The organism is Pantoea sp. BAV 3049 (assembly GCF_009765445.1).
Classification (GTDB): domain Bacteria; phylum Pseudomonadota; class Gammaproteobacteria; order Enterobacterales; family Enterobacteriaceae; genus Erwinia.
This window is the reverse complement of record NZ_WHOY01000031.1, coordinates 2,649,683-2,672,617: the sequence shown is the minus strand read 5'-3', so window position 1 is coordinate 2,672,617 and position 22,935 is coordinate 2,649,683. Positions and strand designations below refer to the sequence as shown.

Genomic DNA, 22,935 nt, shown 5'->3' with positions numbered 1-22,935 from the left:
CTATCAGGTCCCTTGATCACAACGGAGAATTAAGGATGGAAGTCATTTTATCGCACAACCCGACGCCGGAAGATCTTGCCGAAGTCCTGGCAGGGTTAGTTGCCTTCAACGCAAAGCACATCAACGTTGATGAGATGAAAGACATCGGGGTGTTTATCAACGGACCGGAAGGCCGCAAACTTGCAGGACTGACCGGCTCTACCCTTGGCAACTGGCTAAGGATCAATATGCTGTGGGTCAGCGAGTCTCTTCGCGGGCAAGGGCTGGTACGGCGTTGATGAAAGCGGCTGAGGAAGAGGCTCGCCTGCGCGGCTGCGTGTATGCGCAGGTTGATACCGCCAGTTTCCAGGCCCGGCCTTTTTACGAAAAGCTGGGCTACTTTGTGCGCTTTCAACTGGAGGAATATCCCCGGGTTCATCAGCGCTTTTATCTGACTAAAACGCTTTAAGCCCGGCTACTCGGGCAGCCGCTGGCGCAGATCCAGCGGCGAACTCTCCGCTTCATCCAGCAACGCCAGCCACTCACGCATGGTTACCTCCTGCCAGGAGAGATGTGCGGTTGTCGTACCCATCAGGATCACATCTGGCCGCAGCGCGCGGTAAAACTCCAGCGACTGTTTCAGGTCGGCTTCATTGCTCTCAGGCACCAGCACCGTGACCCATCGGTCATGATAAAGCGTCACCGTATCGCCAACGAACAGGTACGTTTTGCCGTAGGGTGAAGCATACAGATAGCTGGTGCTACCCGGCGTGTGGCCTGGTGTTGGCACCACGTGAAAACTGCCGCAGTGCACTTCGGCCTGGTTAAAAGTGTCGTCAGCCTCAGCAAATGTACTGATCGGTCCCAGCGCGCGGTTATGGCAGTAAAGAGCGGAATTGAAGCGTTGTTGCAGGAGGCGGGCGCCCGGTCCCGCTTCATGCCAGTGGGTGAGATAGTGACGGATCGAGCCGCCAAGATCGCCAATCGCGTTATGGTCTTCAGGATTCTCAATCCTTGAAATCAGCAGATTGCCACGTCCATGTTGCAGCAGGAAACCATGCATCATCAGCGCTGGTTCAAATTCATTGGGCGGAAACTCCGGTGTGGATACCCAGAGGTCTTCATACAGCTGCTTCATGGGCGCTCCCGGATGTTTACGGCAGCGTCGGGTGTCCTGATAGCGTCAGCTTGCTGGTGGTGCCATTGACCTGCAGGTGTCCCTGAGCGCCCAGCGGCAGCGTCACGGTATTCCAGTGATGGCCAAATTCCAGACCGGTTACCAGCGACAGGCCAGTGACCTGACGTATCAGCGTCCAGACGCTGTCAAAGTCGTAGCCATTGTCGTAATCAGTCAGTTTTGCTCCGGTAAAACTCCCGGTGACGATCGCTTTTTGTCGTGCCAGCAAGCCGCTCTGTGCCAGCTGTAGCAGCATCCGTTCCACGCGAAACGGATGTTCATTCACATCCTCGATCACCAGAATGCCGTCATCAATCTGCGGCATCCATGGCGTGCCGATCAGCGAAACCAGCATGGCCAGATTGCCGCCCCAGATCCTGCCAGAGACATCAACCTGCTGTTCGTGCCGTTCCGTTTGCCACTCAACAGTAAATTTAGGCGATGTCAGCGCGCGCCAAAAGTGATCGACGGTGAAATCAGATAAAGCCTCAGCGCCAAAATTGCCTGCCAGCATCGGCCCACTGAAGGTAATGGCACCCTGTTGCAGCAGAGCCAGTTGGATAACAGTAAAGTCGCTGTGGCCGCAAATAGCCAGCGGGTGGGTTGCCAGACGGGCGGCCAGCGCTGTGGCATCGAAGTGCGGCAGCAGGCGGGTTGCGCCGTAGCCGCCCCGGACGGCCAGCACGATATCAGGCTGGCAATCAGGCTGGATTAATTGATGGAGGTCAGCCAGGCGCTCGGCATCGCTGCCCGCGAAACGTTGCTCACGGCGGAGGAGCGCTTTAGCGTTACCAACCTGATGCCCCTGAGCCCGTAGCCGTTCCACGGCCAGCTGTGCCGCCTGCTGATTATGACAATAGCCAGAAGGAGCAATCAGATGAAAAGAGCGGGGAGTAATCGACATAATCTTCACTTTTACCCTCAAAGCGGCGCAGGAATGGCCGTTTTTCAATAGCCTTTCTCCGCTCCGGAATAAAAAAAGTCGCCTTTTGCTGCAAATTGTGTGATTTTTATGCAGCGCTGGTGAATCATTTTACGCCACTGGCGGTCCAATACGACTGATGATGACGAAAAGCCGCTCTGAAGTCACTCTCACCCCGGTGAAATTCAGAGTTACGGTAATTTTCTCTTGCCCGGCAGCAGATATGATAAAGCGCGAGGCTAAGGCTCTGAGGATGAATATAGCGTGAGAAGCGTGAAAACAGTTTCGATACTGGGTGTGTTACTGCTGGCGGGCTGCGCCAGTGAACCCCACAAACAGACAGTGACTCAGCAGCAGCAAACGCCGCTGACCAAAGCCCCACCGGAAAAGGTGGCGCAGGCCTGGTCACTGTTTACCGAGAATGCGGCCCATAACTATGGCATCGATCAGAAGCTGGTTGACGCGATTATTTCGGTCGAATCGGGCGGCAATCCAACGGTAGTCAGCAAGTCGAATGCCATTGGATTGATGCAGATTAAAGCCTCAACGGCGGGGCGTGAAGTGTATCGGGTGCAGGGACGACGTGGCCAGCCTACCAGCTCGGAGCTGCGTGACCCGGTGAAGAACATTGATATCGGCACGGCCTACCTGAAAATCCTGCAGGACCAGTCGCTGTCCGGCATCCGTAATCCGGAAACAATGCGCTATGCGACGATTGTTTCCTATGCCAACGGCGCAGGTGCGCTGTTGAGAACCTTCTCCCGCGACAGGGATCGGGCGATTGCGATGATTAACTCGATGACGCCGGAAGAGTTTTATCAGCACGTGCAGGATAAACATCCGGCCGCTCAGGCCCCACGCTATCTGTGGAAAGTCACCACGGCTTACCGCACCATCTGATGTTCAGCGGCGGGCTGATTTCCAGCCCGCCAGCTTCCTGCCAGACATGTGCCGTTGCCAGCTCGCTTTTCAGCCCGGCCAGTGAAGGGAACGAACTCTGCCCGCCATATTTCTGAATGGAATGCGCGCTGACCTTACAGGCAAAACCAATCGCCGGTGCCTTCTACGGAAGCCAGGCAGCCGGGGGCGTACTGAGCATTTTCACTGTTCTGTATATGCTCAGTGCGGTGTTAACGCCATTCCTGAAAACGCCTGAAGAGTTAAAAGATGAGAGGGTGCTTGAGGACAAATTATCTGGGGGCTAAGGGCTGCGGCGGCGGCCCGAAGAACAGCGTTACTGGAAGCGGTTGGCTTTATCACGGGCCAGCCTCTCCAGCGAGAAGATCACCTGCTGCAGCTGACGTTCCTGCCCGGCATTCATGGTGACAAAACGGAAGCTGAGACGGGGAGTCACCACAGTTTCATTTTTATTGCCCACCACGCTGCGTTTCCCGACGTTGATCAACTGCGCATCCACTTCAAAACGACCATATTCACCCAGCTCCACGCGCAGTTGCCTGAACTGTTCTCCGCCTTTCAGGCCTGCTGGTACGGTAGAGTCACCCAGCACGCCAATCCCGCCCAGCGATAGATCCTGCAGACGCATCCGGCCTTCGCCGCTGCCGTCCGGCCAGTTCACGTAGCAGTAAAAGACCGGATCGAGTGGGGCAGAGACGCGGAAAAACTCGCGGCGCTGGATCATCCACAGCAAGTCTGGCAGGTCGGCACCAAACGCGGGCAGCCCGTCATGGCTGGCGGCTTCAAGCGAGCTGAGAGCAAACTCCACTTTTGCACCGTGCGTTTCCGCTGTCAGATGCAGCTCCTGAGCCTCCAACGCCAGCTGGTTGTCGTAGTCATTGCTGCCGTAATCGACCACCAGGCGGTCCTGGTCGGCGGAGAGCAATTTGGTAATAAACTGTCCTCTGCTGTGTGAAACCATCACTGGCGTTTCGTTCTTCAGCAGATTCTTCAAAACGCCCAGCACGGCCAGCGGGCCACGCTTGAGGTACTGTTCTTTATCTTCTTCTTTCACATTCGACTCCAGTTGAATGTCAAAAAACGCGCTGTCAGTGGTGACAGGACGAATTATCGGCAGCGCGGCGTAAGCCTTTAGACTTGTCTGAAAAAAAGTTTGGATTTAAATCACAGAGTTATAATCCTGGCCTATACTAATGCCGTCTTAACAGGAAAAACAAAGGAGCAGTAAATGGGTATTTTGTCATGGATCATTTTTGGTCTGGTCGCCGGGATCATCGCTAAATGGATCATGCCTGGTCGTGATGGCGGTGGTTTCATCATCACCGTGATCCTGGGGGTGGTGGGTGCCGTAGTGGGTGGCTGGATCAGTACCTTCTTTGGCTTCGGAAAGGTGGATGGCTTCAACTTTGGCAGCTTTGTGGTCGCCGTGATTGGCGCGATCGTGGTGCTGTGGATCTACCGCAAAGTCAAAAGCTGACGAACCCGAAATAAGAAAAGGGAGGCAATTGCCTCCCTTTTTTACGTCTGAAGATCAGAAATCATAACCCACAGTGGCAATGACTGTACGCTCAGCACCCCAGTAGCAGTAGCCTGTACCGTAGCAGGCAGAAACGTAATCACGATCGGTCAGATTGTTGGCATTAACCTGCACGAACGCGCCTTTCAGGCTGCTATTCCAGGCACCCAGGTCGGCACGCACGGAGGCGTCGAACAGGGTGACAGAAGGCAGACGAGTAGTGTTTTCATTATCCGCCCACTGTTTGCCGATGTATCGCACGCCAGCCCCGACGCTGATCCCGTAGTCGAACTGGTATTTCGCCCAGGCCGAAGCCATGGAGTCCGGGGTAACGTATGGCGTGTGGCCGTCGTTACCGTCCACGGAATCTTTGTAGCGCACGTGGTTCAGCGTGTAGTTAGCAATGGTGCTCAGACGCGGAGTCAGCTGGTTGCGGGCTTCCAGTTCCACGCCCTGTGAATGGACTTTCCCGGCCGGTTCGTAGTAAGAGCCCACCACCACGCGGTTGCCGACATCTTTCTGCGTCAAATCGTACAGCGCGATGGAGTACATGTCAGAAGTACCCACCGGCTGGTATTTCACACCCGTTTCATACTGCTCAGAGGTGGTTGGCTTCAGCAGATTACCGTCTTCACCGGACAGTGACTGCGGGGTGATCGCCTGACTGTAGCTGGCGTAAGGTGAAATGCCGTTATCAAAGGCATACAACAGCGCGGCACGGCCACTGACGTGGTCATCCTGACGACGATATTTGGTACCGAAATCATAGTTATCTGTCTGCGAAACAATGCGGTCATAACGACCGGATACGTCCAGATGCCATTTCTGCCACGTCATCTCATCCTGCAGATACACCCCGGTCTGGTAGTAGCGACGCTGCGAATCAAAGAAGGTGTAGCTCTGACGCGGGCCGATCGCTTCACCGGTCAGGGCGTTCAGCTGGTTAGCGTAACCGCTGGCATCGCTCAGGTCATTTTTGTACTGATGGTATTCCGCACCCAGCACGACTTTATGCTCCAGCTCGCCGGTGGCGAAGTCCGCTTCCAGCTGATTATCCAGGGCGAAGGCATCCAGTGAAGAACGGGAGCCGGAGTAGTAGCGGTTCAGCAGATCCGGGTTAGTGGTGTCCCAGCCAATCTGATAGACCTGATCGAGGTCGACGTTTGAGTGCGAGTAGCTGGCGTTTGAGCGGAACGCCCAGGTGTCGTTGAAGCGGTGAGCGAATTCATAGCTGTAAATCTGCTCATTACGCTTGAACTGATCCAGCGAGCTGTCGCCGTCATAGAAGCCGGTGCTCAGCTTGCGCCCGTTGTGTTCGGTAATGCTGCCGTCACCCGGCACCGCGCTGTGGTAACCGCCTGAAGGATCTTTCTGCAGATAAGCGCGCAACAGCAAAGAGGTATCCTCGTCCGGCTGCCAGAGCAGGGAAGGGGAGATAGCGTATTTCTCTTCGCGGGTGTGGTCATATTGCGTGTTGCTGTTGCGGGTGATGCCGGTCAGGCGAAACGCCCACTGATCGTTGATCGCATTGGTGTAATCAAAAGCCGCGCTGTTGGTACTGTTGGTCCCGGTGGAAGCACGGAAGTGGCCCTCCTGGGTGAACTGCGGACGTTTGGAGGTTTCCATCACCAACCCGCCAGGCACGGTCTGACCATACAGGGCAGAAGAAGGCCCTTTGATCACGTCGATGCGGTCGAGGAACCACGGATCGACCTGCAGCACGTTGTAACTGCCCGGATCGCTCATCAGGCGCAGGCCGTCGAGGAAGATATTGTCGACATCGCCACCATGGAAGCCACGCAGTGAAACGGTATCGTAACGGCTGGCTGCACCGGCAAAGTTGGTAAAGGCACCGGCGGTATAGTTCAGCGCCTGGTTTACGTCCAGAGCGCCCTGGTCTTCCATCTGCTGGCGGGTTACCACGGAGACGGACTGGGCGGTAGTAATCAGGGGACGATCGGTCTTGGTCGCGCCTTTGCTGGTTTTTGCAGTGTAACCGATGGTCGGTGTGGTCGCCGTTTCGGTTGGTTGAGCGGTTACCACCAGGGTATCAGCGGCAAAGGAGAGGGCTGGTGTGGCAAGCGCGATGGCGCAAAGCAGAACGGAACGCTTCAGGGTAAAAGCCATTCTCATTGTCAAATCCCTTACAAATAAATGCGAGCAAAATAGATCCGCCTGCGCAGGGGAACAGCTGAAAGACGCGCAGTGAGGTAATGTAAAGATTTATGATAATCTCAATGAGAATTATTATCTTTTCGTTAACGTGTTTCAAGCATTGATTTTGCTTATATATTCACCTGGAAAGATAAGGGAATTATCAGGGCGGGCTAATTTGGGCGGCACCGGAGTGCCGCCGGAGGATTACTGACCTTTGGTGATATCACCGACGTTATTACAGGTGACCCCTTTCGGACAGTAGAGGTCCATCAGTTTCAGCGTGACGCCGTTGGTCCAGCCGAATCCGTCCTGCAGTGGATATTCACCGCCGCCACCTCCGCCCAGGCCTTTACCTTCAACAACGTATTTCTCCACCAGCTTGTGTTGTTTGTCATAGGTGGTCTGCACGTTGTTCAGGAAGCGCATGCCAATATCTTTTGCCAGCGCCTGTTTGCCATAATTATTCAGCCCTTCGACAGCTGCCCACTGCAGCGGTGCCCAGCCGTTTGGCGCATCCCACTGTTGCCCGTTGTTATTGGTGGTGGTGACCAGACCGCCTTCTTTCACCAGCTGTTTCTGCACTGCCGTCGCGGTTTTGGCTGCTTTATCCTCCGTCGCTACTTTCAGGTAGAGCGGGAACAGGGTGGCAGCGGTCAGCTGCGGGCGTACAGCGGCTTTCTGCCAGTCATAGTCGGCGTACCAGCCTTGCCTGCTATCCCACTGATAGCGATTGATTGCATCCTGACGCTTTTTCGCCAGCGCGTCGAAACGCTGGCTGGCCTCGTCGTTCTTCGCCAGCTTGTTGGCATGGGCGAGAGTCTGCTCAAGATGGAACATTAGCGCGTTCAGATCGACCGGCAGAATAGTGGTAGTCTGAATGGTGGAGAGGTCGCCCGGTTTGGCAAACCAGCGCGAACTGAAATCCCATCCTGAAGCCGCACCGGCACGCAGATCGCGATACAGCTCTCCTTTATTACGCTCAGTGACATCTTTCGCGGTGGCGATGTCATCCATATAAGATTCTGTACGCGGCACGTCGCGTGCATTCCAGTAGCGGTTAAGCAGGGTGCCATCTTTCAGCTTCACCACGCGCTTGCTGGCTTCGCCCGGTTTCAGCTTATCAGCATCCGCCATCCAGTAATCGTACTCTTTTTGCAGTTCAGGCAGATAGTTACTGTAAGCGCTGTCGCCCTCATGCTGCGCCAGCAGATCGACCATCATGCTGAAGAACGGCGGCTGGGACCGGCTGAGATAGTAGCTGCGGTTACCGTTAGGGATATGGCCGTATTTATCCAGCAGCGAGGCGAAGTTCTCCACCATATCCTGCACGCGATCCCAGTGGCCGCTCTCGGCCAGGCCCAGCATGGTAAAATAACTGTCCCAGTAATAGACCTCGCGGAAGCGGCCGCCCGGCACGACATACGGTTTCGGCAGCGGCAGCAGCGAATCCCACTGGTTAGCCTGGTTCGCTGAGCGCGTCAGCACCGGCCACAGACCATCGATGTGTTCCCGCAGGCTCTGCCCGGCTGGCGGCACATATTTTTCGCCATCCGCAGGCAGGGTGAAGTTGGTGTCAACGAAATGACGCAAATCGAAATTGCGCTGCTTCTTCTGCATCTGCCAGTCAGCCAGAATGGAGGAGGGATTACTTTTCGGAATGGCATCAGCAAAGGTTTTCTGGTCAGGGAACAGTTTTGCCGCCTGTACCGCATGGAAGAGAGGCCCTAAACGGATATCAGGCGGCTGCGGCGCATCGCTCAGCATGTGCTGCTGTTGTGGTTCGGCGGCCATGACATAACCGGCCTGTGCCAACGCGGCAACCAGTAAGGGCAGCGCCACAACGGTTTTCCATTGACGTTTTTCGACTCTCTGCATTAGTAGTTCTCCATGTCCGGATCCGGTGATCCGTAAGTTATTGACCCTGAAACAAACTTTAGACGAGATTCCGACTGCCGTCCGCTGTACTGCCGGGAAATGTGAAGCAGTCAGGGTTTTTAAGTCAGGCAAAACAGCATCAAACTGGCCTGAGGCTGCACCAGAAAATGATCCCCCTTGCACCGTTGTGGTGATAATTTCACCGCTCATTCTCTGTGCAATGCCGCGCAATGGCAGGCAAAGCCTTGTCAGGCAATTAATTAATTAGTTATTTAAAAAATGGCACAGGCATTGCAATTCTGTTGGCAGGAACGTACGGACAGTGTGACCGGCAACGTTCTGATTCGCTTATTGCTTTTTTTATCATCAGGGCCTACAGGCGACACGCCTTCTTATCCGGAGTTAAAAGCATGAGAATGAAAACACTGTTATTAAGCGCCATCACCGCCTGCTCCCTTGGCGCTTTTTCGCTCTACTCCTTTGCGGCTGATAAACCGCTGGCGATGGATGCCGCACTGCACGCGCAGTTACCCGAAAAAATCCGCAGCAGTAAAACCCTCAATCTGGTTACCGATGCGCACTATCCACCCTGCGAATCCTTCGCTGAAGATAACAAAACCATGGTCGGCTTTGAGCCGGATCTGTGGGACGCGCTGGGCCAGGTGCTGGGCGTGACGGTGAAACCGGTCTCAATCGACTTTGCCGGGTTGATCCCGGGCGTGAAAAGCGGTCGTTTTGATGTGGCGATGGAGTGTATCTCCGACAGCCTGGAGCGTGAAAAACAGGTGACGTTTGTAAACTACGCCTACGCCACCAGCGAGGTGTACACCCTTGCGACGGAAAAAAACATCAAAGACGATCCGCTGACGCTGTGTGGCCTGAAGGTAGGCCTGCAGACCGGGACTGACTTCGAGCACGCCATTAACGAAATCTACTCACCTTACTGCATCAAAAACGGCAAGCCGGATATCCAGAAAGTGACCCTGGCTTCCGCTGATGCGGTGCTGCTGGCGCTCTATTCCGGTCGCGTTGATTTTGTCCTCAACGATGCCGCTTCGGTGGATGACATCAGGAAGAAAGCGCCGAAGCCAATCCGCACCGTCACCATGCCATTAATGCCGAAATACTACCTGGGCATCGTGGTCGCGCATGAGAACAAACAGCTGGCCGATGTGCTGCAAAAAGCCCTGACCGTGCTGGTAGAGAACGGCACCTACGACAGGGTGATGGACAAATGGAACCTTGGCCCGATGAAACTGGAAAAACCAGGCATCAACCTGACCAGTACTGACCCGCTGTAATGGTTCAGCTGACGGGTGACAACAGGCTGCACTGCGATGTGCTGGTTGTTGGCTCTGGTGGTGCGGCATTAAGTGCCGCACTACGCAGCGCGGCAGCAGGATTGTCGGTGATTATCGCTGAGAAGTCCGTCTGGCTGGGCGGCACCACCGCGATGTCCGGTGGTGCTACCTGGGTTCCGGCCAATCATCATGCACGGGCGGCAGGGATTGCCGATTCACCACAGGAGGTGATGCGCTATCTGACAGGCAGCGCACCCGAGGGGTGGGAAGCGACAGAATCTGCGCTGTGGCAGGCATTTGCCGACAGCGCTGGTGAAATGCTGCAGTTTGTTGAACAGCATACGCCACTGCGTTTTGCACTGACATCTGAAGGCGATCCGCTGGCTAACGTCGGCGGGGCAATAAAACAGGGCAGGATGGTGGCACCATTGCCACTGCGGGCCAGCGTGCTGGCGGAAAAAAGCTGGAAAATACGGCCTTCGCCGCTGCCGCAGCTCTACACCTACCATGAAACTATCGGGCTGGATATCTGGCATCACCCGCTGCGGGAAAGCCTGCGGATGGCTCCAAAGCTGGCCTGGCGGGCACTAACCCGCACGCGAACCAAAGGTGCAGCTCTGGTCACCGGCCTGCTGGAAGGTTGCCGCAGGCTCGGCTGCCGGATTGAAACCGATGCGCGGGTGGAGAAGTTGTTAACCAGCGGCGATAGCCGGGTTAGCGGTGCATTGCTCAACCAGCACGGCAAGCTGCTGCATGTTACCGCTGCACGGGGTGTGGTGCTGGCCTGTGGCGGGTTCGAATGGGATGCACAACGGCGCACGGAGCATTTTCCTGGCAGCACGGATTTTATTGCCAGTCCACGGAGCAACAGCGGCGATGGGCATCGCATGGCAGAGGACGTGGGCGCGAAGCTGGCGCATATGGATCAGGCCAATATCGGCGGCGGTATCCCGGCCCGCTATCTGGGAGAGCCGTACGGCCTGTCAGTGTTCTTTCAGTATGAACCGAATGCCATTCTGGTTAACCGGCACGGCAGGCGGTTTGTTAACGAATTCACATTTAACCTTGGCGAGGCGCTGGATGCGCGGGACGAGAGCGGAATGCCTGCTCATCTTCCGGCCTGGATGATTGCCGATGCCGGTCTGTTAAGCCGCTCTCCGCTGCTGCGTTATTACGCCTGGCGGACACCGGGCTGGCTGCGCAAGGCTCATTCGCTAAGTGCGCTGGCAGCAGAGATTAATCTGCCTGAGGCGGTATTGCAGGAAACGGTCAGCCGGTTTAACGGTTTCTGCCTGCGGGGAGAAGACACTGATTTTCAGCGTCATCTCTCGTCGGCGCATGGCAAAAGCGATAAGCGGCTGCGCGGCGGTCTGCTGCCGATTGAGAACGGGCCGTTTATCGCCATACCGTTTAACCGGACGTTCCTGGCAACCAAAGGCGGCCCGCGCACGGATGAGTATGGCCGGGTGCGACACCGTAACGGAAACATTATTCAGGGGTTGTTCTGTGCGGGCGTGGGAATGGCCAATCCGATTGGCACCCGCGCGGTTGGGGCAGGCACCACCCTGGGGCCGAATCTGACCTGGGGCTACATTTGCGGTCGCACCCTGGCGCAGGGCGTCATGCAGGAAACTGAACGCTATCCGGAGGTGCAGCAATGCACGGATTAACGGGAAAAACCGCGCTGATCACCGGCGGCTCGAAAGGCGTCGGGCTGGCTATTGCGCAAACGCTCGCCAGCAATGGCGTCAATATTGCATTACTTGTCAGGTCGGACAGCGAAGCGGCAGAGCACGCCGTGAATCTGCTGCGCGGACAGGGAGTGAAAGCCGGTTTCTGGCTGGCAGACATGACTTTACGTACGGAGGTCACCGCTGCCGTACAGGCGATCAGCGAAGAACTGGGCGGCATTCAGTTGTTGATCAATAACGCAGGTGCCACCGCTCAGGCTCCGCTGCTTTCACTGACGGACGAACAGTGGCAGAAGGTGGTTAACGTCAATCTGAATGGCACGTTCGTGGTCAGTACCGAAGTGGTCAGAGGCATGAAGGCGGGCGGCGTGGTGGTCAACATTGCCGGAGCCTCTGCGCATCGCTGTTATCCCGGTGCGGGCGCTTATGGCCCGTCGAAGGCGGCGATTGTGAACCTGACCCAACAGATGGCACTGGAATGGGCTCCGCTCGGCATTCGTGTCTGCGGCGTCAGTCCGGGGCCGATCCGCCCGGCAGATTCCGGCTGGCAGCAGCACGAGCCGGGGCTGGCTGAGGAGGTGACGCGCCTGCCGTTAAAACGGGCTGGCACGCCGGAAGAGATTGCACAGACGGTCTGTTTTTTGGCCTCAGAGGCTGCCAGCTACATTACCGGACAGATGCTGGTGGTCGACGGTGGCGGGGCCAGTACCTGGTATATGACGCAGTAACCAGTAAAGGGGAAAGCGATGACAGCAGCAGGCACGGTGGTGGAAGCCCATCAGGTGCGGAAATCGTTCAGCGGCGTCGAGATCCTCAAGGGCGTCGACCTGACTATTGGCAGGGGGGAAGTGGTTTGTCTGATCGGGCCTTCCGGCTCGGGGAAATCGACCTTTCTGCGCTGCATCAATCATCTGGAAAAGATTGACGGTGGGGCGCTGTATGTCGATGGCGAAATGGTCGGCTACCGGCGAGAAGGTGACCGTTTATACGAGCTGAAAGAGGCCGAAGTGGCGCGTAAGCGGATGCATATCGGCATGGTGTTTCAGCGTTTTAACCTGTTTGGCCATATGACCGCGCTGGAAAACGTGATGGAAGCGCCGGTGACGGTGAAAAAGATCCCGAAAGCTCAGGCCCGCCAGGAAGCGGAGGCGCTGCTGGATCGCGTCGGGCTGAGCCACCGCTATCACTCTTACCCTTCGGCGCTGTCGGGCGGTCAGCAGCAGCGGGTAGCGATTGCCCGGGCGCTGGCGATGAAGCCGACGCTGATGCTGTTCGACGAGCCGACTTCTGCTCTCGATCCCGAGCTGGTGGGTGAAGTGCTGGACGTAATGCGCAGCCTGGCAGAAGAGGGCATGACCATGGTCATTGTCACTCATGAGATGTCTTTTGCCCGCGACGTGGCGTCAAAAGTGGCGTTTATGGACAACGGCGCGATAGTGGAGACCGGGGCGCCGCAGGCAATATTCAGTGCGCCAGCCCATCCGCGCACGCGGGATTTCCTCACCAGAATTTTGTAATCGTGAAAGCGGGTAAAGGCGTTGACTTCGCTTATCTGCAATGTTAATTAATCGATTAATTAATTCGAATTTCAGTACGGATCCACCATGCGTAACGAAAAGAGAATCGCCATGACCGATAACCAGCAGGCGCTGCAGGACAGCAGACTGAGAGCCACCAGAGAGAACCCGTGGCCGCACGATGATGTGAAAGTGGTTCCTTCGCGCTATTACGGACGCTGGATCTCCGCTTTGGTGATCGCCGCGCTGATCGGTCTGGTGGCCGAATCGATGATCACCAACGAAAACTTTGGCTGGGCGACGGTTGGCAAATACCTGTTTTCGCCGACCATCCTCAGCGGGCTGCTAACCACCAGCTGGCTGACGCTGGTGATTATGGCGCTGGCCATTGTGCTGGGTGTGCTGATCGCCGTGATGCGGCTGTCATCCAATCCGCTGCTGGTGGGCTTTAGCGGCGGCTGGATCTGGTTCTTTCGCGGCACGCCGGTGCTGGTTCAGCTGATCTTCTGGTACAACCTGGCCGCGCTCTATCCGACGGTGAACATCGGCATTCCCGGCGTCTTCTCGCTGTGGTCTGGCAGCATGAATGACCTGATCACACCATGGACCGCGGCGATTTTGGGGCTGGGGCTGAATGAGTCCGCGTATATGGCCGAGATTATTCGCGCCGGGATCTCTTCGGTGGATGACGGCCAGCAGGAAGCGGCGAGGGCGCTGGGTATGCGTAAAAACCAGTACCTGAAGCGGGTCACCCTGCCGCAGGCGGTGCCGTTTATCATTCCGCCAACCGGGAATCAGATTATCGGTATGCTGAAAACCACTTCGCTGGTCAGCGTGATCTCCCTGTCGGACCTGCTCTATTCCGCGCAGGCGATCTATTCAAGAACTTACGAAAATATCCCTTTATTGATTGTTGCCTGCATCTGGTATCTGGTCGCCACCACGCTGCTCAGCGCGGTACAGACCCGCATAGAAAAACATTACAGCAAAGGCCGGGTGCGTTAAGCGCACTCAATAACTGTTTTTGACCGGGGGAAGAACATGAGGCTGGGTTTATTCAACTTAATGTCTTTCAAAGATAATGCTGGCGGGTTGCAGGGCGTTATCCGCGATACGCGAGAGATGATCCAGGTGGCGGAGGCGATTGGCTTTGAAACGGCCTGGTTCGCCGAACACCACTTTACCAACTACTCAATCAGCGTGTCGCCGCTGATGATGGCGGCGCATATGGCGGGTCACACCAGTCGCATCAGGCTGGGCACGGCGGTGATCGTCCTGCCGCTGTACCAGCCGATGCGGGTGGCACAGGAGATCGCGCTGGTGGATCGCCTGACCGAAGGGCGGCTGGTGCTGGGGATCGGCAGCGGCTATCAGGCTTGGGAGTTTGACCGTTACGGGCTGGATGTGGAGGCACGTACTGAACAGCTGCTGGCGCACTGGCAGTTTGTCAGCGATGCGCTGACCGCCGGAAAAACCCTCTCTGCCAGCCGTTCCGGCGCGCCGCTGTATACCGATTTTCTGCTGGATACGCTGCAGCAACCGTTGCCGCCGCTGTATGTCACCTCCACCAATCCGGCGGTACTGAAGGCCTTTGAACCCTGGCAGGCGACGCCGTTTATGACTGCCGGTTACCGCGGGACGCACAAACTGCGCCAGATGGTGCGGGATGCCCGCGCTGGCTGGCAGGAAGCGGGGCTAAACGGTGATATGCCGGTGGCCGTGCAGCAATATATTCACGTCACTGACAGCCGCAGCGAAGCGCGCGAAGCTGCCGGGCGGGCGATGTTTGTCGCCAGAATGATTGCGGCGCTGCAGGGCAACACCAAGGTGACCGGAGAGGCGTTTATCGAAGCGCCGCCGTTTGCCGGAGAGCCTTCACTGGACCAGGTCTGCGACAACCTGATGTTCGGCGATGCTGAAACCGTCGCCGAACGGATCATCAGCGAAGTGCGTGAAATCAGGCCGAGCCACTACAACTGCTTTTTCCAGTTTGGCGATATGCCGCTGGCGAAAGCGCGTCGTTCGCTGGAGCTGTTTGGCGAAAGAGTCGTGCCGCTGCTGGAAGCCCACTTAGGCAAAATCACTGTCGATCTCAATCCTGCTATGGCCCGTTGAGGAGGAATGTTATGCACACTGAACAGAAAATCGAGTGCCGTTTTGACGACGGCGAAACCATTGCCCGGCGGATCCTGGCGCAGCAGAGTGACAACGCGCTTAGGGCAGAAACGCTGCCAGCAGAAGCTTATAACAGCGATGAGTTCTACCGTATTGAAGAGCAGAAGGTGCTGCGCGAAGACTGGCTGTTCGTCGGACATATGGGCCAGTTGCCGAAGGAAAATGACTTCTTCACCCTCGATATGATCGGCGAGCCGCTGTTGATAGTGCGCAAGGCTGAGGGCGTGCGTGTGATGTCCAACGTCTGCCTGCATCGTTGGGTGCCGATTGCCAGCGGCAGTGGTAACGCGCAGGTTTTCGTTTGTCCGTTCCACAACTGGAGCTACGACACCGAGGGCAAACTGACCGGCGCGCCCTCCATGCAGCAGGCTGAAGGCTTCGATCGCCATAACTGTCAGCTGCCCCAGATCCGCCACGAAATCGTCGCTGGTATGATTTTCGTTACCTTCTCCGCCACCATCGGTTCACTCAGCGAACGTTTTGGCGACCTGTTGCCGGTGCTGAACAAGTATCACCTCGCGGAGTTAGAGTGCGCCTTTACCCTCGATTACGACTGCCCGTTCAACTGGAAAATGGCGGTGGAAACCTTTATCGAATGCTACCACCACGCCGGAGTGCACCGCACCACGCTGGAGGACAGTTTTCCGGGCCGCCTCACCTGGATTGGTGAAGACACGCCGGGGTGGACGGTGTGCCATCAACCGCTGCGCAAAAGGGGCGAACTCAGTGAAATCCTCACCGAGGGGCTGGTGCCTTTTGGCGGGCTGGAAGGGGAAGATCTGCGCCACAGCGACCTCTATCTGCTCTATCCGACCTGCCTGATGTCACTGAACCCGGACCGCGTGACGCTCAACGTGATCCTGCCGATGAGCAAATCGATGTCGCAGTGGCATCGCGTGGTGCTGGTTTCGAAGGAAGCGGCGGCACGTGAGGATTTCCCGGCAACGGTTGATCGCATGCGAAGTGGGGTGATGACCATCGTCGCGGAGGATCTGGAAATTAACGCCGAACAGCAGCGCGGCAGCCGCTCGCAGCTTGCCAGGCCTGGCCGCCTCAGCCATCTGGAAACCTCGGTCTGGCACCTTGCCAACTACCTGAAACGCAAACTGGCCGTATAAGGACCCCCTATGAGAACCCTGAAGCTGGGCCACTCCGGCCTGGAAGTCTCTGCCCTCAGTCTGGGCTGCGTAACCTATGCGCCGCCGTCGGCCAGCGGTTACAGCTGGACCTTTGACGAAGAGCAGAGCCGGACATTTATCAAGAAAGCGCTGGAGTTGGGGATTAACTTCTTCGATACCGCGAATATTTATGCCAAAGGTGCCAGTGAGGAAGTTCTGGGCAGGGCGCTAAGGGATTTTGCCAACCGCGACGAAGTGGTGATCACCAGCAAGCTGTATAACCCGATGCGGCAGGGGCCGAACAGCAAGGGGCTGTCGCGTAAGGCGATCTTTGCCGAATGCGACCATAGCCTGCGCCGCCTCGGTACTGATTATATCGACCTCTATCAGATCCACCGCTGGGATTATGAAACGCCGCTGGAGGAGACGCTGGAAGCACTGCATGACCTGGTAAAGGCGGGCAAGGTGCGTTATCTCGGCGCGTCGTCAATGTTTGCGTGGCAGTTCAGCAAGGCGTTGCAGGTTCAGAAATACCACGGCTGGGCGCGCTTTATCGCTATGCAGAACCACCTCAACCTGCTGTACCGCGAGGAAGAACGGGAGATGCTGGAGCTGTGTGCCAGCGAAGGGGTGGGCGTGACGCCGTGGAGCCCGCTGGCCCGTGGTCGTCTGACCCGTCCGGTAGAGCAGCAGCAGAGCAGCGACCGTGGCGGTAAAGATTCCTATGCCGACTTCCTTTATCGCGCAACTATCGATGCCGATCGCCGGGTCATTCAGGCGGTGACCGATGTTGCCAGAGCACACGGTGTGTCGCAGGCGCAGATCGCGCTGGCGTGGGTTTTCACCCGCAAAGCTGTGGCGGCCCCGGTCATCGGTGCCACCAGGTTTCTCCATCTTGAAGAGGCGGTCGCCGCCAGTGAACTGACCCTTACTGCGGAGGAGATCGGCCTGTTAGAAGCGCCGTATGTCCCGCACCCGATCGTCGAACATACCTGAGGCAGAGTGATGATGAAAACAGCCGGACAGATTGCAGAAATTAAAGAGTCCCTGAAGCAGAAGGGCGTGGAGTATTGCATCGGGGCCTACGTGGATATTCACGGCGTGCCCAAGGGCAAAGTGGTGCCGATTGAGCACCTGAGCCATATGGCTGCCGGGTCGGAGCGCTATACCGGTTATGCGCTGGACGGCCTCGGTCAGCTGCCGAATGAAGATGAGCTGACCTCGGTACCGGATCTTGACCATATCATCCAGCTGCCGTGGGAACCGAAAATCGCCTGGATGCCTGCCGATAATCACTTCCAGGGCAAGCCTTATGACCTCAACACCCGCGTGGCGCTGCAGAACGTGCTGAAGCAGGCTAACGAGATGGGCTTTGGCTTCAATCTGGGGATCGAGTGCGAAATTTACCTGCTGAAGCGTGAAGAAGATGGTTCGCTGACGGTACCGGCGAAGGACAACAAGCTGACCAAACCCTGCTACGACCTGCAGGGCTTTGTTGACCAGTTTGCCTGGCTGGACAAAGTTTCCGGCACTATTAATGCGCTGGGCTGGGATCTCTACTCGCTGGACCACGAAGACGGCAACTCGCAGTACGAGTTCGACTTCAACTATGCCGATGCACTCACTTCCTGCGACCGTTTTATCTTTTTCCGTTTTATGGCCAAGCACTACGCCAAAGAGCTGGGGCTGGTGGCGACCACCATGCCTAAGCCGTTTGCGGACAAAACCGGCACCGGCGCGCACTTCAACATGTCACTTTACGATCTTTCAAGCGGCGATAACCTGTTTAAACATCAGCCGGGTAACCAGGACGATCCGTGGGGGCTGGGGCTGAGTGAAACCGGTTACCACTTTATTGGCGGACTGCTGAAGCACGGCCGTGCATTGTGTGCCGCATTCGCACCCACGGTGAACAGCTACAAACGTCTGGTGCGCCAGGGCGCGATGAGCTACTTCAGTTGGGCACCTGTGTTTAACTCCTGGGGCTCCAACAACCGTACCAATGCGGTCCGCGTTCCGGCTGGCGGCGGGCGCTGTGAATCCCGCAATGCCGACGGTGCGGTGAACCCGTATCTGGCGGCAACGCTGGCGCTGGCAGCCGGGCTGGAAGGCATTCGCGAGAAGATTGACCCACGTCAGCCGAATGAAGACAACCTTTACGCGATTGGCGAAGAGGAGCGTAAGGCCCGCGGGATTGATTTCCTGCCACAAAACCTGCTGGAAGCGGTGGAGGCTTTTGACAGCGACCCGTTTGTGGAAGCGACGCTGGGCAAGGCGCTGAAAGACGAGTTTGTAAAATACAAACTGCAGGAGTGGAACAGCTACCACCTGCACGTCAGCCAGTGGGAAATCGACCGTTACAGTACGATTTTCTAGGATGAACGGCGGCCAGACTTTAGCGCTGCGGGTCACGCAGCGCAGGGATAAGGGGGGTGTGCTGCTGCTGGAGCTGCAGGCGGCAGAGGGCGGTTTGCTGCCGCCTTTTACCGCCGGAGCGCATATCACGCTGCAGCTGGGTAACGGTCTGGCGCGGCAATACTCCCTGTATAACTCGTCAGCGGAGCAGCACCGTTACTGTATTGCGGTGCTGGTTACCCGCCATTCACGTGGTGGTGGAAGCTGGTTAAAGGAACATGCTTTGCCTGGCATCGTGCTTTGGGCAAGTCCCCCGCTGAATAACTTTCCTCAGGGAAAGGGGGACGATCCGCTGTCACGGGCGACAACCGGCCCGTTGCCGTTTGAGGAGAATGGCATTACGCCCCGGTTGTTGCTGGCCGGTGGTATTGGTATCACTCCGCTGCTGGCGATGGCCGAAGTTTGCTCCCGCCAGTTTGCATTTCACTACGTTGGGCGCAGCGATACGCTAAGTGCTTTTGGCAGCATGGAGCATTTCGGCTTACAGGCTCATTCGGCGATCGATGAAAGCCTGTTTACCGGACTGACGGCGAAGACGGAAGTGTATCTGTGTGGCAATGGCGCATTTATGCAGGCTGCTCGTGAGGCGCTGGCTGCCCGTGGCGTGGGCGATGAGCGGATTTTTGCTGAGTCATTCTCGCTGGCCTTACAGGAGGATGAGCAGGGATTCTGGCTGGAAATTGCCGGTGAGGATCGCCGCATCTGGGTTAATGGTCAGCAGACGATGGCCGAAGCACTGATCGAAGCGGGCTACGAGGTGGCGATTTCCTGTGGCATAGGGCAATGCGGCAGCTGTGCGTTGGATATTGTGGAAGGCGAGGCCGATCATCGTGACGCTTTCCTGACCAACGAGCAGAAAACGGCACAGCGGAGGGTGATGCCGTGCTGCTCGCGGTCGTTATCGCCGGTTCTGGTGATTGATGCCCCGGAGTAGATTTTGATTTACGTCTGAAGCGGATTGGAAGGTCGGTGTTGAACACCCGGTGCGTTCCACCTTACCGCTCCCCCACAAACTTCTGAGTTGTGAATGAGGGAAAAGAACAAATACAAGGCCCTCTGGCGAACACCGGACGTTCAGCTATTCAGGAAGCAGACTTCACCAGTGCAACTGTTCAGGCAGCAAGTTCGTTACCTGACGCAAGAATATCAGCGACTAACGGGGTTCCAACTGTTCGAACACAAACTCGCGCATCACCTGAATCGCATGTTTGTATTTAAAGGTTGGGAACATCACGTTGCGGAACAGCACGCCGTCGAGGAAGGTTGAGATCAGCATTGCCATATCGGCCGGGTTCACTTCGCGGAACTGCCCGCCAGCAATGCCTTCCTTGATGGTATTTTTGAGGATCACCGACTCCTTCTCGTAAAACTTTTTGATCGCTTTATCGATAGAAGGGATACGGCCATTGGTGCTGGAGTAGTCGAGGCTGATTTTTGCCAGCTTTTGCAGCAGATGGAACTGCAGAATGTGGATTTCAATCCACAGAAACAGAATCTCTTTCGGGCCGTTTTCGCTGCCAATCACGCTGTCGAACTTGCGGAAGGCATTCTCCACGGCGGTTTCAATCACCTTAACGAACAGGTCTTCTTTTGAGCCAAAATAGTAATAGATCAACGCCGAATTCAGCCCGGTGGCGGTGGCAATATCTTTAATTCTGACCGAGGAGTAATTCTGGTGCGCAAACAGCTCGAAGGCAGACGACTGCAACAGCTCGGCCACTTCGCTCTGGGATTTTTTGGCCTTCCTGCCGGTTTCACTGGTGGAACGTTCCGCTTCCTTCATCTGGTCACCCTTATGGCGTCTGCGCTGAGCCCGGTAAATTAAGTTAACTAGTTAATTAATCATATCATATTCAGAGGCAGAATCCGCATGAACCAACATGAAATTCATTACCTGGGCGACCTTGATTTACAGCACGGCGGCGTGCTTGAGCAGGCGGCGATTGGCTGGCAGTCATTTGGTGAACTAAACGTCGCGCGGGACAATGCAGTGGTGCTGTTCAGCTACTACACTGGCACGCACCAGAGCTACTATCCGCTGATAGGTGAAGGCAGAGCACTGGATCCTGCCCGCTGGTATATCGTGCTAATCAACATGTTTGGTAACGGCGTTTCAACCTCGCCCGACAATTCACTGAACCAGCCTGGCAGCCGCTATCCGCAGGTGACGCTGATCGACAATATTAATGCCCAGTATCAACTGCTGATCACGACGCTGGGGATTAAAAAAATTGCCCTCGTTAGCGGCTGGTCGATGGGCGCGATGCAGGCCTGGCACTGGGCGGCCGCCTGGCCGGAGCGGGTGCGTAATTTGCTGGCCATCTGTGGTTCCGCCCGCTGCTGGCCGCTGAATTATGTTTTCCTCGAAGGGGTGAAGGCCGCGCTGCAGGCCGATCCACTCTGGCAAAACGGACAATATACTCAGCCTCCCTTACAGGGGCTGGCGGCTTTTGGCCGCTGCTATGCAGGCTGGGCTTATTCAGCACAATTTTATCGCGAACAGCTATGGCGGCGGCTGGGGTTCGACAGCCAGCAGGCATTACTGGATGAATGGTGCGCTGACCACCAGAGCTGGGATGCCCACAATCTGCTGGCGATGCTTTACAGCTGGCAGCAGGCAAACATTGGCGATCTGCCTTGCTATCAGGGCAATCTGCATGCCGCACTGGAAGCCATAACGGCGCGCACGATTGTGATGCCTTGTGATACCGACAGCTATTTCACGCTGGAGGAGGGGAAGCTGGAGTGCGAGCGGCTTAAAAACGGCGAGTTCCGGCCCATTATTTCACCGTTCGGCCACTGTGCCGGGGCACCGGGACGTTTTGCAGAAGAAACTGCTCAGATTGAACAGGCGATCCGGGATCTGCTGGGATAACAGGCCGGTCAGTAACCGGCCTGCCGGGCATCAGTCAATAATGCTCAGTTCCACCACGCGGCCCTGATCGAACCAGGTTTCCAACCCGGTAACGCGCAGTTCCAGTGCACCTTCCACCACTTCCCCAATATAGGAAATGGGCAGCGGTTCCGCTGCGGTATCGTCGCCATACACCACGCAGAACTGCTGGCGCGGGCTGTAATAGCAGACTGCACCGGTTGCTTCCCCATACTGCTCGCGGCGCAGCTTGCCAACATCTTCAGTTTTATATTTATTTTCCCAGGGAGCGACAATTGGCATGGTGAAAAACACCATATCGCCAATCAGCTTGCCATGTTGCAGTACGCTCCTCATCGGCAGCTTTTCACGCAGCACCTTGCACAGGTTGGGGACCTTGTCATCCCACACTTCAATCACGCAGACTTTCTCGCCCGCCACACTCATCTGTAATTTCATGATCTCTCCAGGCTGTCAGGCTTTGACGCGGCGGAAGCCGTCACCCAGCCCCCATGGAAGAATAAAGTCGACCCACATATGCAGGCGGTTAGCCCATGAGAGGGCCGCGTGCGACAGGCGAACCAGCTCGTCCAGCGTCCGGCAACCGGCAGCGACGCTGACATAAGTGTGCAGCAGCTTTGCCGCCTCCGGCAGACTGACAAAATCAAAGAAATCAGCCTTGTAGCCGATGATTTCCTGAATGATCATCTGCAGCGTTTTTAAATCTGCCGCCTCAGGATTATCTTCCGCCACGCGGATCAATCCCCACAGCATCTCGTCGGCCAGCGTACGGGCTTCCCCTTCAGCAAAAATAATGGTGCTGAGATACTGGCCACGTGCACCAGTACCGCGCGGCACTTCGCCCCGGCCCAGCGCGGCGATTTCGGCTGGCTGCTCGAACCAGATTTTTTCTCGTTGCTGATCGAAAAGCGCGATCGCGTCATCAACCGTCATAACTTTTCTCCTGTTATTGGCATTGTCTGAATCCTGCCCGACCTGCGGCATGGTCCCAATTAATTAATTGAGTAATTAAATTTTGCAAGGTTTGTGCCAGACTTGACTGTAAATTAACCAGTTAATTAACAATGGGTTGCTTTGTGAGCGTTCTGTAGGAGCGATTTTCACGCTGTAAGACAGTGTGCTTGCACCAGTTTGAACAGCAGGAAGTGCCCTGTAGCGGCACACCGGCCTGCCATCACCTTAACGCAAATTTCAGACATCGGGAGCGACTGAGATAATGTGCTAAAATAGCGTCAACTCTGCCAGATATTTAAAAATGCTTTTTTTTGTTTGTTAATGGAA

Annotated in this window: 21 protein-coding genes and 1 pseudogene; 14 read left to right on the top strand and 8 right to left on the bottom strand. The window is 56.3% G+C overall.

The features are described from left to right. The first annotated feature begins 35 nt into the window (after positions 1-35). Positions 36-448: pseudogene (locus tag GSQ70_RS13450) on the top strand (GNAT family N-acetyltransferase). Between the two features lie 6 nt (positions 449-454). Here GSQ70_RS13450 and GSQ70_RS13445 read toward each other — a convergent pair. Then, positions 455-1,117, bottom strand: a complete 663-nt coding sequence (locus GSQ70_RS13445) for an MBL fold metallo-hydrolase (protein WP_158783011.1) — start codon at positions 1,115-1,117, stop codon at positions 455-457. A gap of 16 nt (positions 1,118-1,133) precedes the next feature. After that, positions 1,134-2,060 carry a muramoyltetrapeptide carboxypeptidase gene (gene ldcA / locus GSQ70_RS13440; RefSeq protein WP_158783010.1) on the bottom strand — a complete coding sequence of 309 codons (927 nt, stop codon included), beginning with the start codon at positions 2,058-2,060 and terminating at the stop codon, positions 1,134-1,136. Positions 2,061-2,351: 291 nt separating this feature from the next. Here ldcA and emtA point away from each other — a divergent pair, with 291 nt between their 5' ends. Continuing rightward, positions 2,352-2,978, top strand: coding sequence for a membrane-bound lytic murein transglycosylase EmtA (gene emtA / locus GSQ70_RS13435; protein ID WP_370521114.1), 627 nt, complete (start codon positions 2,352-2,354; stop codon positions 2,976-2,978). Positions 2,979-3,312: 334 nt separating this feature from the next. Here emtA and GSQ70_RS13430 read toward each other — a convergent pair whose 3' ends face one another. Beyond that, a complete protein-coding gene (locus GSQ70_RS13430) occupies positions 3,313-4,050 on the bottom strand; it encodes a flagellar brake protein (RefSeq protein WP_158783008.1) in 738 nt (245 codons plus the stop codon). 174 nt (positions 4,051-4,224) lie between these two features. On the opposite strand from GSQ70_RS13430, the gene GSQ70_RS13425 reads away from it, so the two are divergent. Beyond that, entirely contained in the window at positions 4,225-4,473 is a 249-nt protein-coding gene (locus tag GSQ70_RS13425; protein ID WP_158783007.1) for a GlsB/YeaQ/YmgE family stress response membrane protein, read from the top strand. Positions 4,474-4,527: 54 nt separating this feature from the next. Here the strand turns inward: GSQ70_RS13425 and GSQ70_RS13420 are convergent, their stop codons facing one another. Both GSQ70_RS13420 and treA read right to left on the bottom strand, forming a co-directional pair. Next, positions 4,528-6,645 carry a TonB-dependent siderophore receptor gene (locus GSQ70_RS13420; protein WP_158783006.1) on the bottom strand — a complete coding sequence of 706 codons (2,118 nt, stop codon included), beginning with the start codon at positions 6,643-6,645 and terminating at the stop codon, positions 4,528-4,530. Positions 6,646-6,873: 228 nt separating this feature from the next. Further along, positions 6,874-8,544, bottom strand: a complete 1,671-nt coding sequence (treA, locus tag GSQ70_RS13415; RefSeq protein ID WP_158783005.1) for an alpha,alpha-trehalase TreA — start codon at positions 8,542-8,544, stop codon at positions 6,874-6,876. A 410-nt stretch (positions 8,545-8,954) separates the two neighbouring features. On the opposite strand from treA, the gene GSQ70_RS13410 reads away from it, so the two are divergent. The 10 genes from GSQ70_RS13410 (at position 8,955) to GSQ70_RS13365 (ending at position 19,695) form a co-directional block, all read left to right on the top strand. After that, a complete protein-coding gene (locus GSQ70_RS13410; protein ID WP_158783004.1) occupies positions 8,955-9,845 on the top strand; it encodes an ABC transporter substrate-binding protein in 891 nt (296 codons plus the stop codon). Beyond that, positions 9,845-11,515: an FAD-binding protein gene (locus GSQ70_RS13405; protein WP_158783003.1), complete on the top strand. Its 1,671-nt coding sequence runs from the start codon at positions 9,845-9,847 to the stop codon at positions 11,513-11,515. Before GSQ70_RS13410 ends, GSQ70_RS13405 begins: the two co-directional genes overlap by 1 nt. Continuing rightward, positions 11,503-12,264 (top strand): SDR family NAD(P)-dependent oxidoreductase, encoded by a 762-nt coding sequence (locus GSQ70_RS13400; RefSeq protein WP_158783002.1) that lies wholly within the window; start codon positions 11,503-11,505, stop codon positions 12,262-12,264. The genes GSQ70_RS13405 and GSQ70_RS13400 overlap by 13 nt, the downstream gene beginning before the upstream one ends. Positions 12,265-12,282: 18 nt before the next feature. Beyond that, positions 12,283-13,053 carry an amino acid ABC transporter ATP-binding protein gene (locus GSQ70_RS13395; protein ID WP_158783001.1) on the top strand — a complete coding sequence of 257 codons (771 nt, stop codon included), beginning with the start codon at positions 12,283-12,285 and terminating at the stop codon, positions 13,051-13,053. 87 nt (positions 13,054-13,140) lie between these two features. Then, positions 13,141-14,058 (top strand): amino acid ABC transporter permease, encoded by a 918-nt coding sequence (locus tag GSQ70_RS13390; RefSeq protein WP_158783000.1) that lies wholly within the window; start codon positions 13,141-13,143, stop codon positions 14,056-14,058. 36 nt (positions 14,059-14,094) lie between these two features. Further along, positions 14,095-15,168 carry an LLM class flavin-dependent oxidoreductase gene (locus GSQ70_RS13385; RefSeq protein ID WP_158782999.1) on the top strand — a complete coding sequence of 358 codons (1,074 nt, stop codon included), beginning with the start codon at positions 14,095-14,097 and terminating at the stop codon, positions 15,166-15,168. 11 nt (positions 15,169-15,179) lie between these two features. Beyond that, positions 15,180-16,346 (top strand): aromatic ring-hydroxylating dioxygenase subunit alpha, encoded by a 1,167-nt coding sequence (locus GSQ70_RS13380; protein WP_158782998.1) that lies wholly within the window; start codon positions 15,180-15,182, stop codon positions 16,344-16,346. Between the two features lie 9 nt (positions 16,347-16,355). Then, entirely contained in the window at positions 16,356-17,342 is a 987-nt protein-coding gene (locus tag GSQ70_RS13375) for an aldo/keto reductase (protein WP_158782997.1), read from the top strand. Between the two features lie 9 nt (positions 17,343-17,351). Beyond that, entirely contained in the window at positions 17,352-18,722 is a 1,371-nt protein-coding gene (gene glnT / locus GSQ70_RS13370; protein WP_158782996.1) for a type III glutamate--ammonia ligase, read from the top strand. Between the two features lies 1 nt (position 18,723). Next, complete coding sequence (locus tag GSQ70_RS13365) at positions 18,724-19,695, top strand: PDR/VanB family oxidoreductase (protein ID WP_158782995.1); 972 nt, start codon at positions 18,724-18,726, stop codon at positions 19,693-19,695. Between the two features lie 219 nt (positions 19,696-19,914). Here GSQ70_RS13365 and GSQ70_RS13360 read toward each other — a convergent pair whose 3' ends face one another. Continuing rightward, positions 19,915-20,544: a TetR/AcrR family transcriptional regulator gene (locus tag GSQ70_RS13360; protein ID WP_158782994.1), complete on the bottom strand. Its 630-nt coding sequence runs from the start codon at positions 20,542-20,544 to the stop codon at positions 19,915-19,917. 87 nt (positions 20,545-20,631) lie between these two features. Here GSQ70_RS13360 and GSQ70_RS13355 point away from each other — a divergent pair, with 87 nt between their 5' ends. Further along, positions 20,632-21,636 carry an alpha/beta fold hydrolase gene (locus tag GSQ70_RS13355; protein WP_158782993.1) on the top strand — a complete coding sequence of 335 codons (1,005 nt, stop codon included), beginning with the start codon at positions 20,632-20,634 and terminating at the stop codon, positions 21,634-21,636. Between the two features lie 30 nt (positions 21,637-21,666). On the opposite strand, the gene GSQ70_RS13350 is transcribed toward GSQ70_RS13355, so the two are convergent. Both GSQ70_RS13350 and GSQ70_RS13345 read right to left on the bottom strand, forming a co-directional pair. Then, on the bottom strand, positions 21,667-22,092 hold the full coding sequence (locus GSQ70_RS13350; protein WP_158782992.1) for a DUF3830 family protein: 426 nt from the start codon (positions 22,090-22,092) through the stop codon (positions 21,667-21,669). A 15-nt stretch (positions 22,093-22,107) separates the two neighbouring features. After that, on the bottom strand, positions 22,108-22,587 hold the full coding sequence (locus GSQ70_RS13345) for a hypothetical protein (protein WP_158782991.1): 480 nt from the start codon (positions 22,585-22,587) through the stop codon (positions 22,108-22,110). Positions 22,588-22,935: the final 348 nt, after the last annotated feature.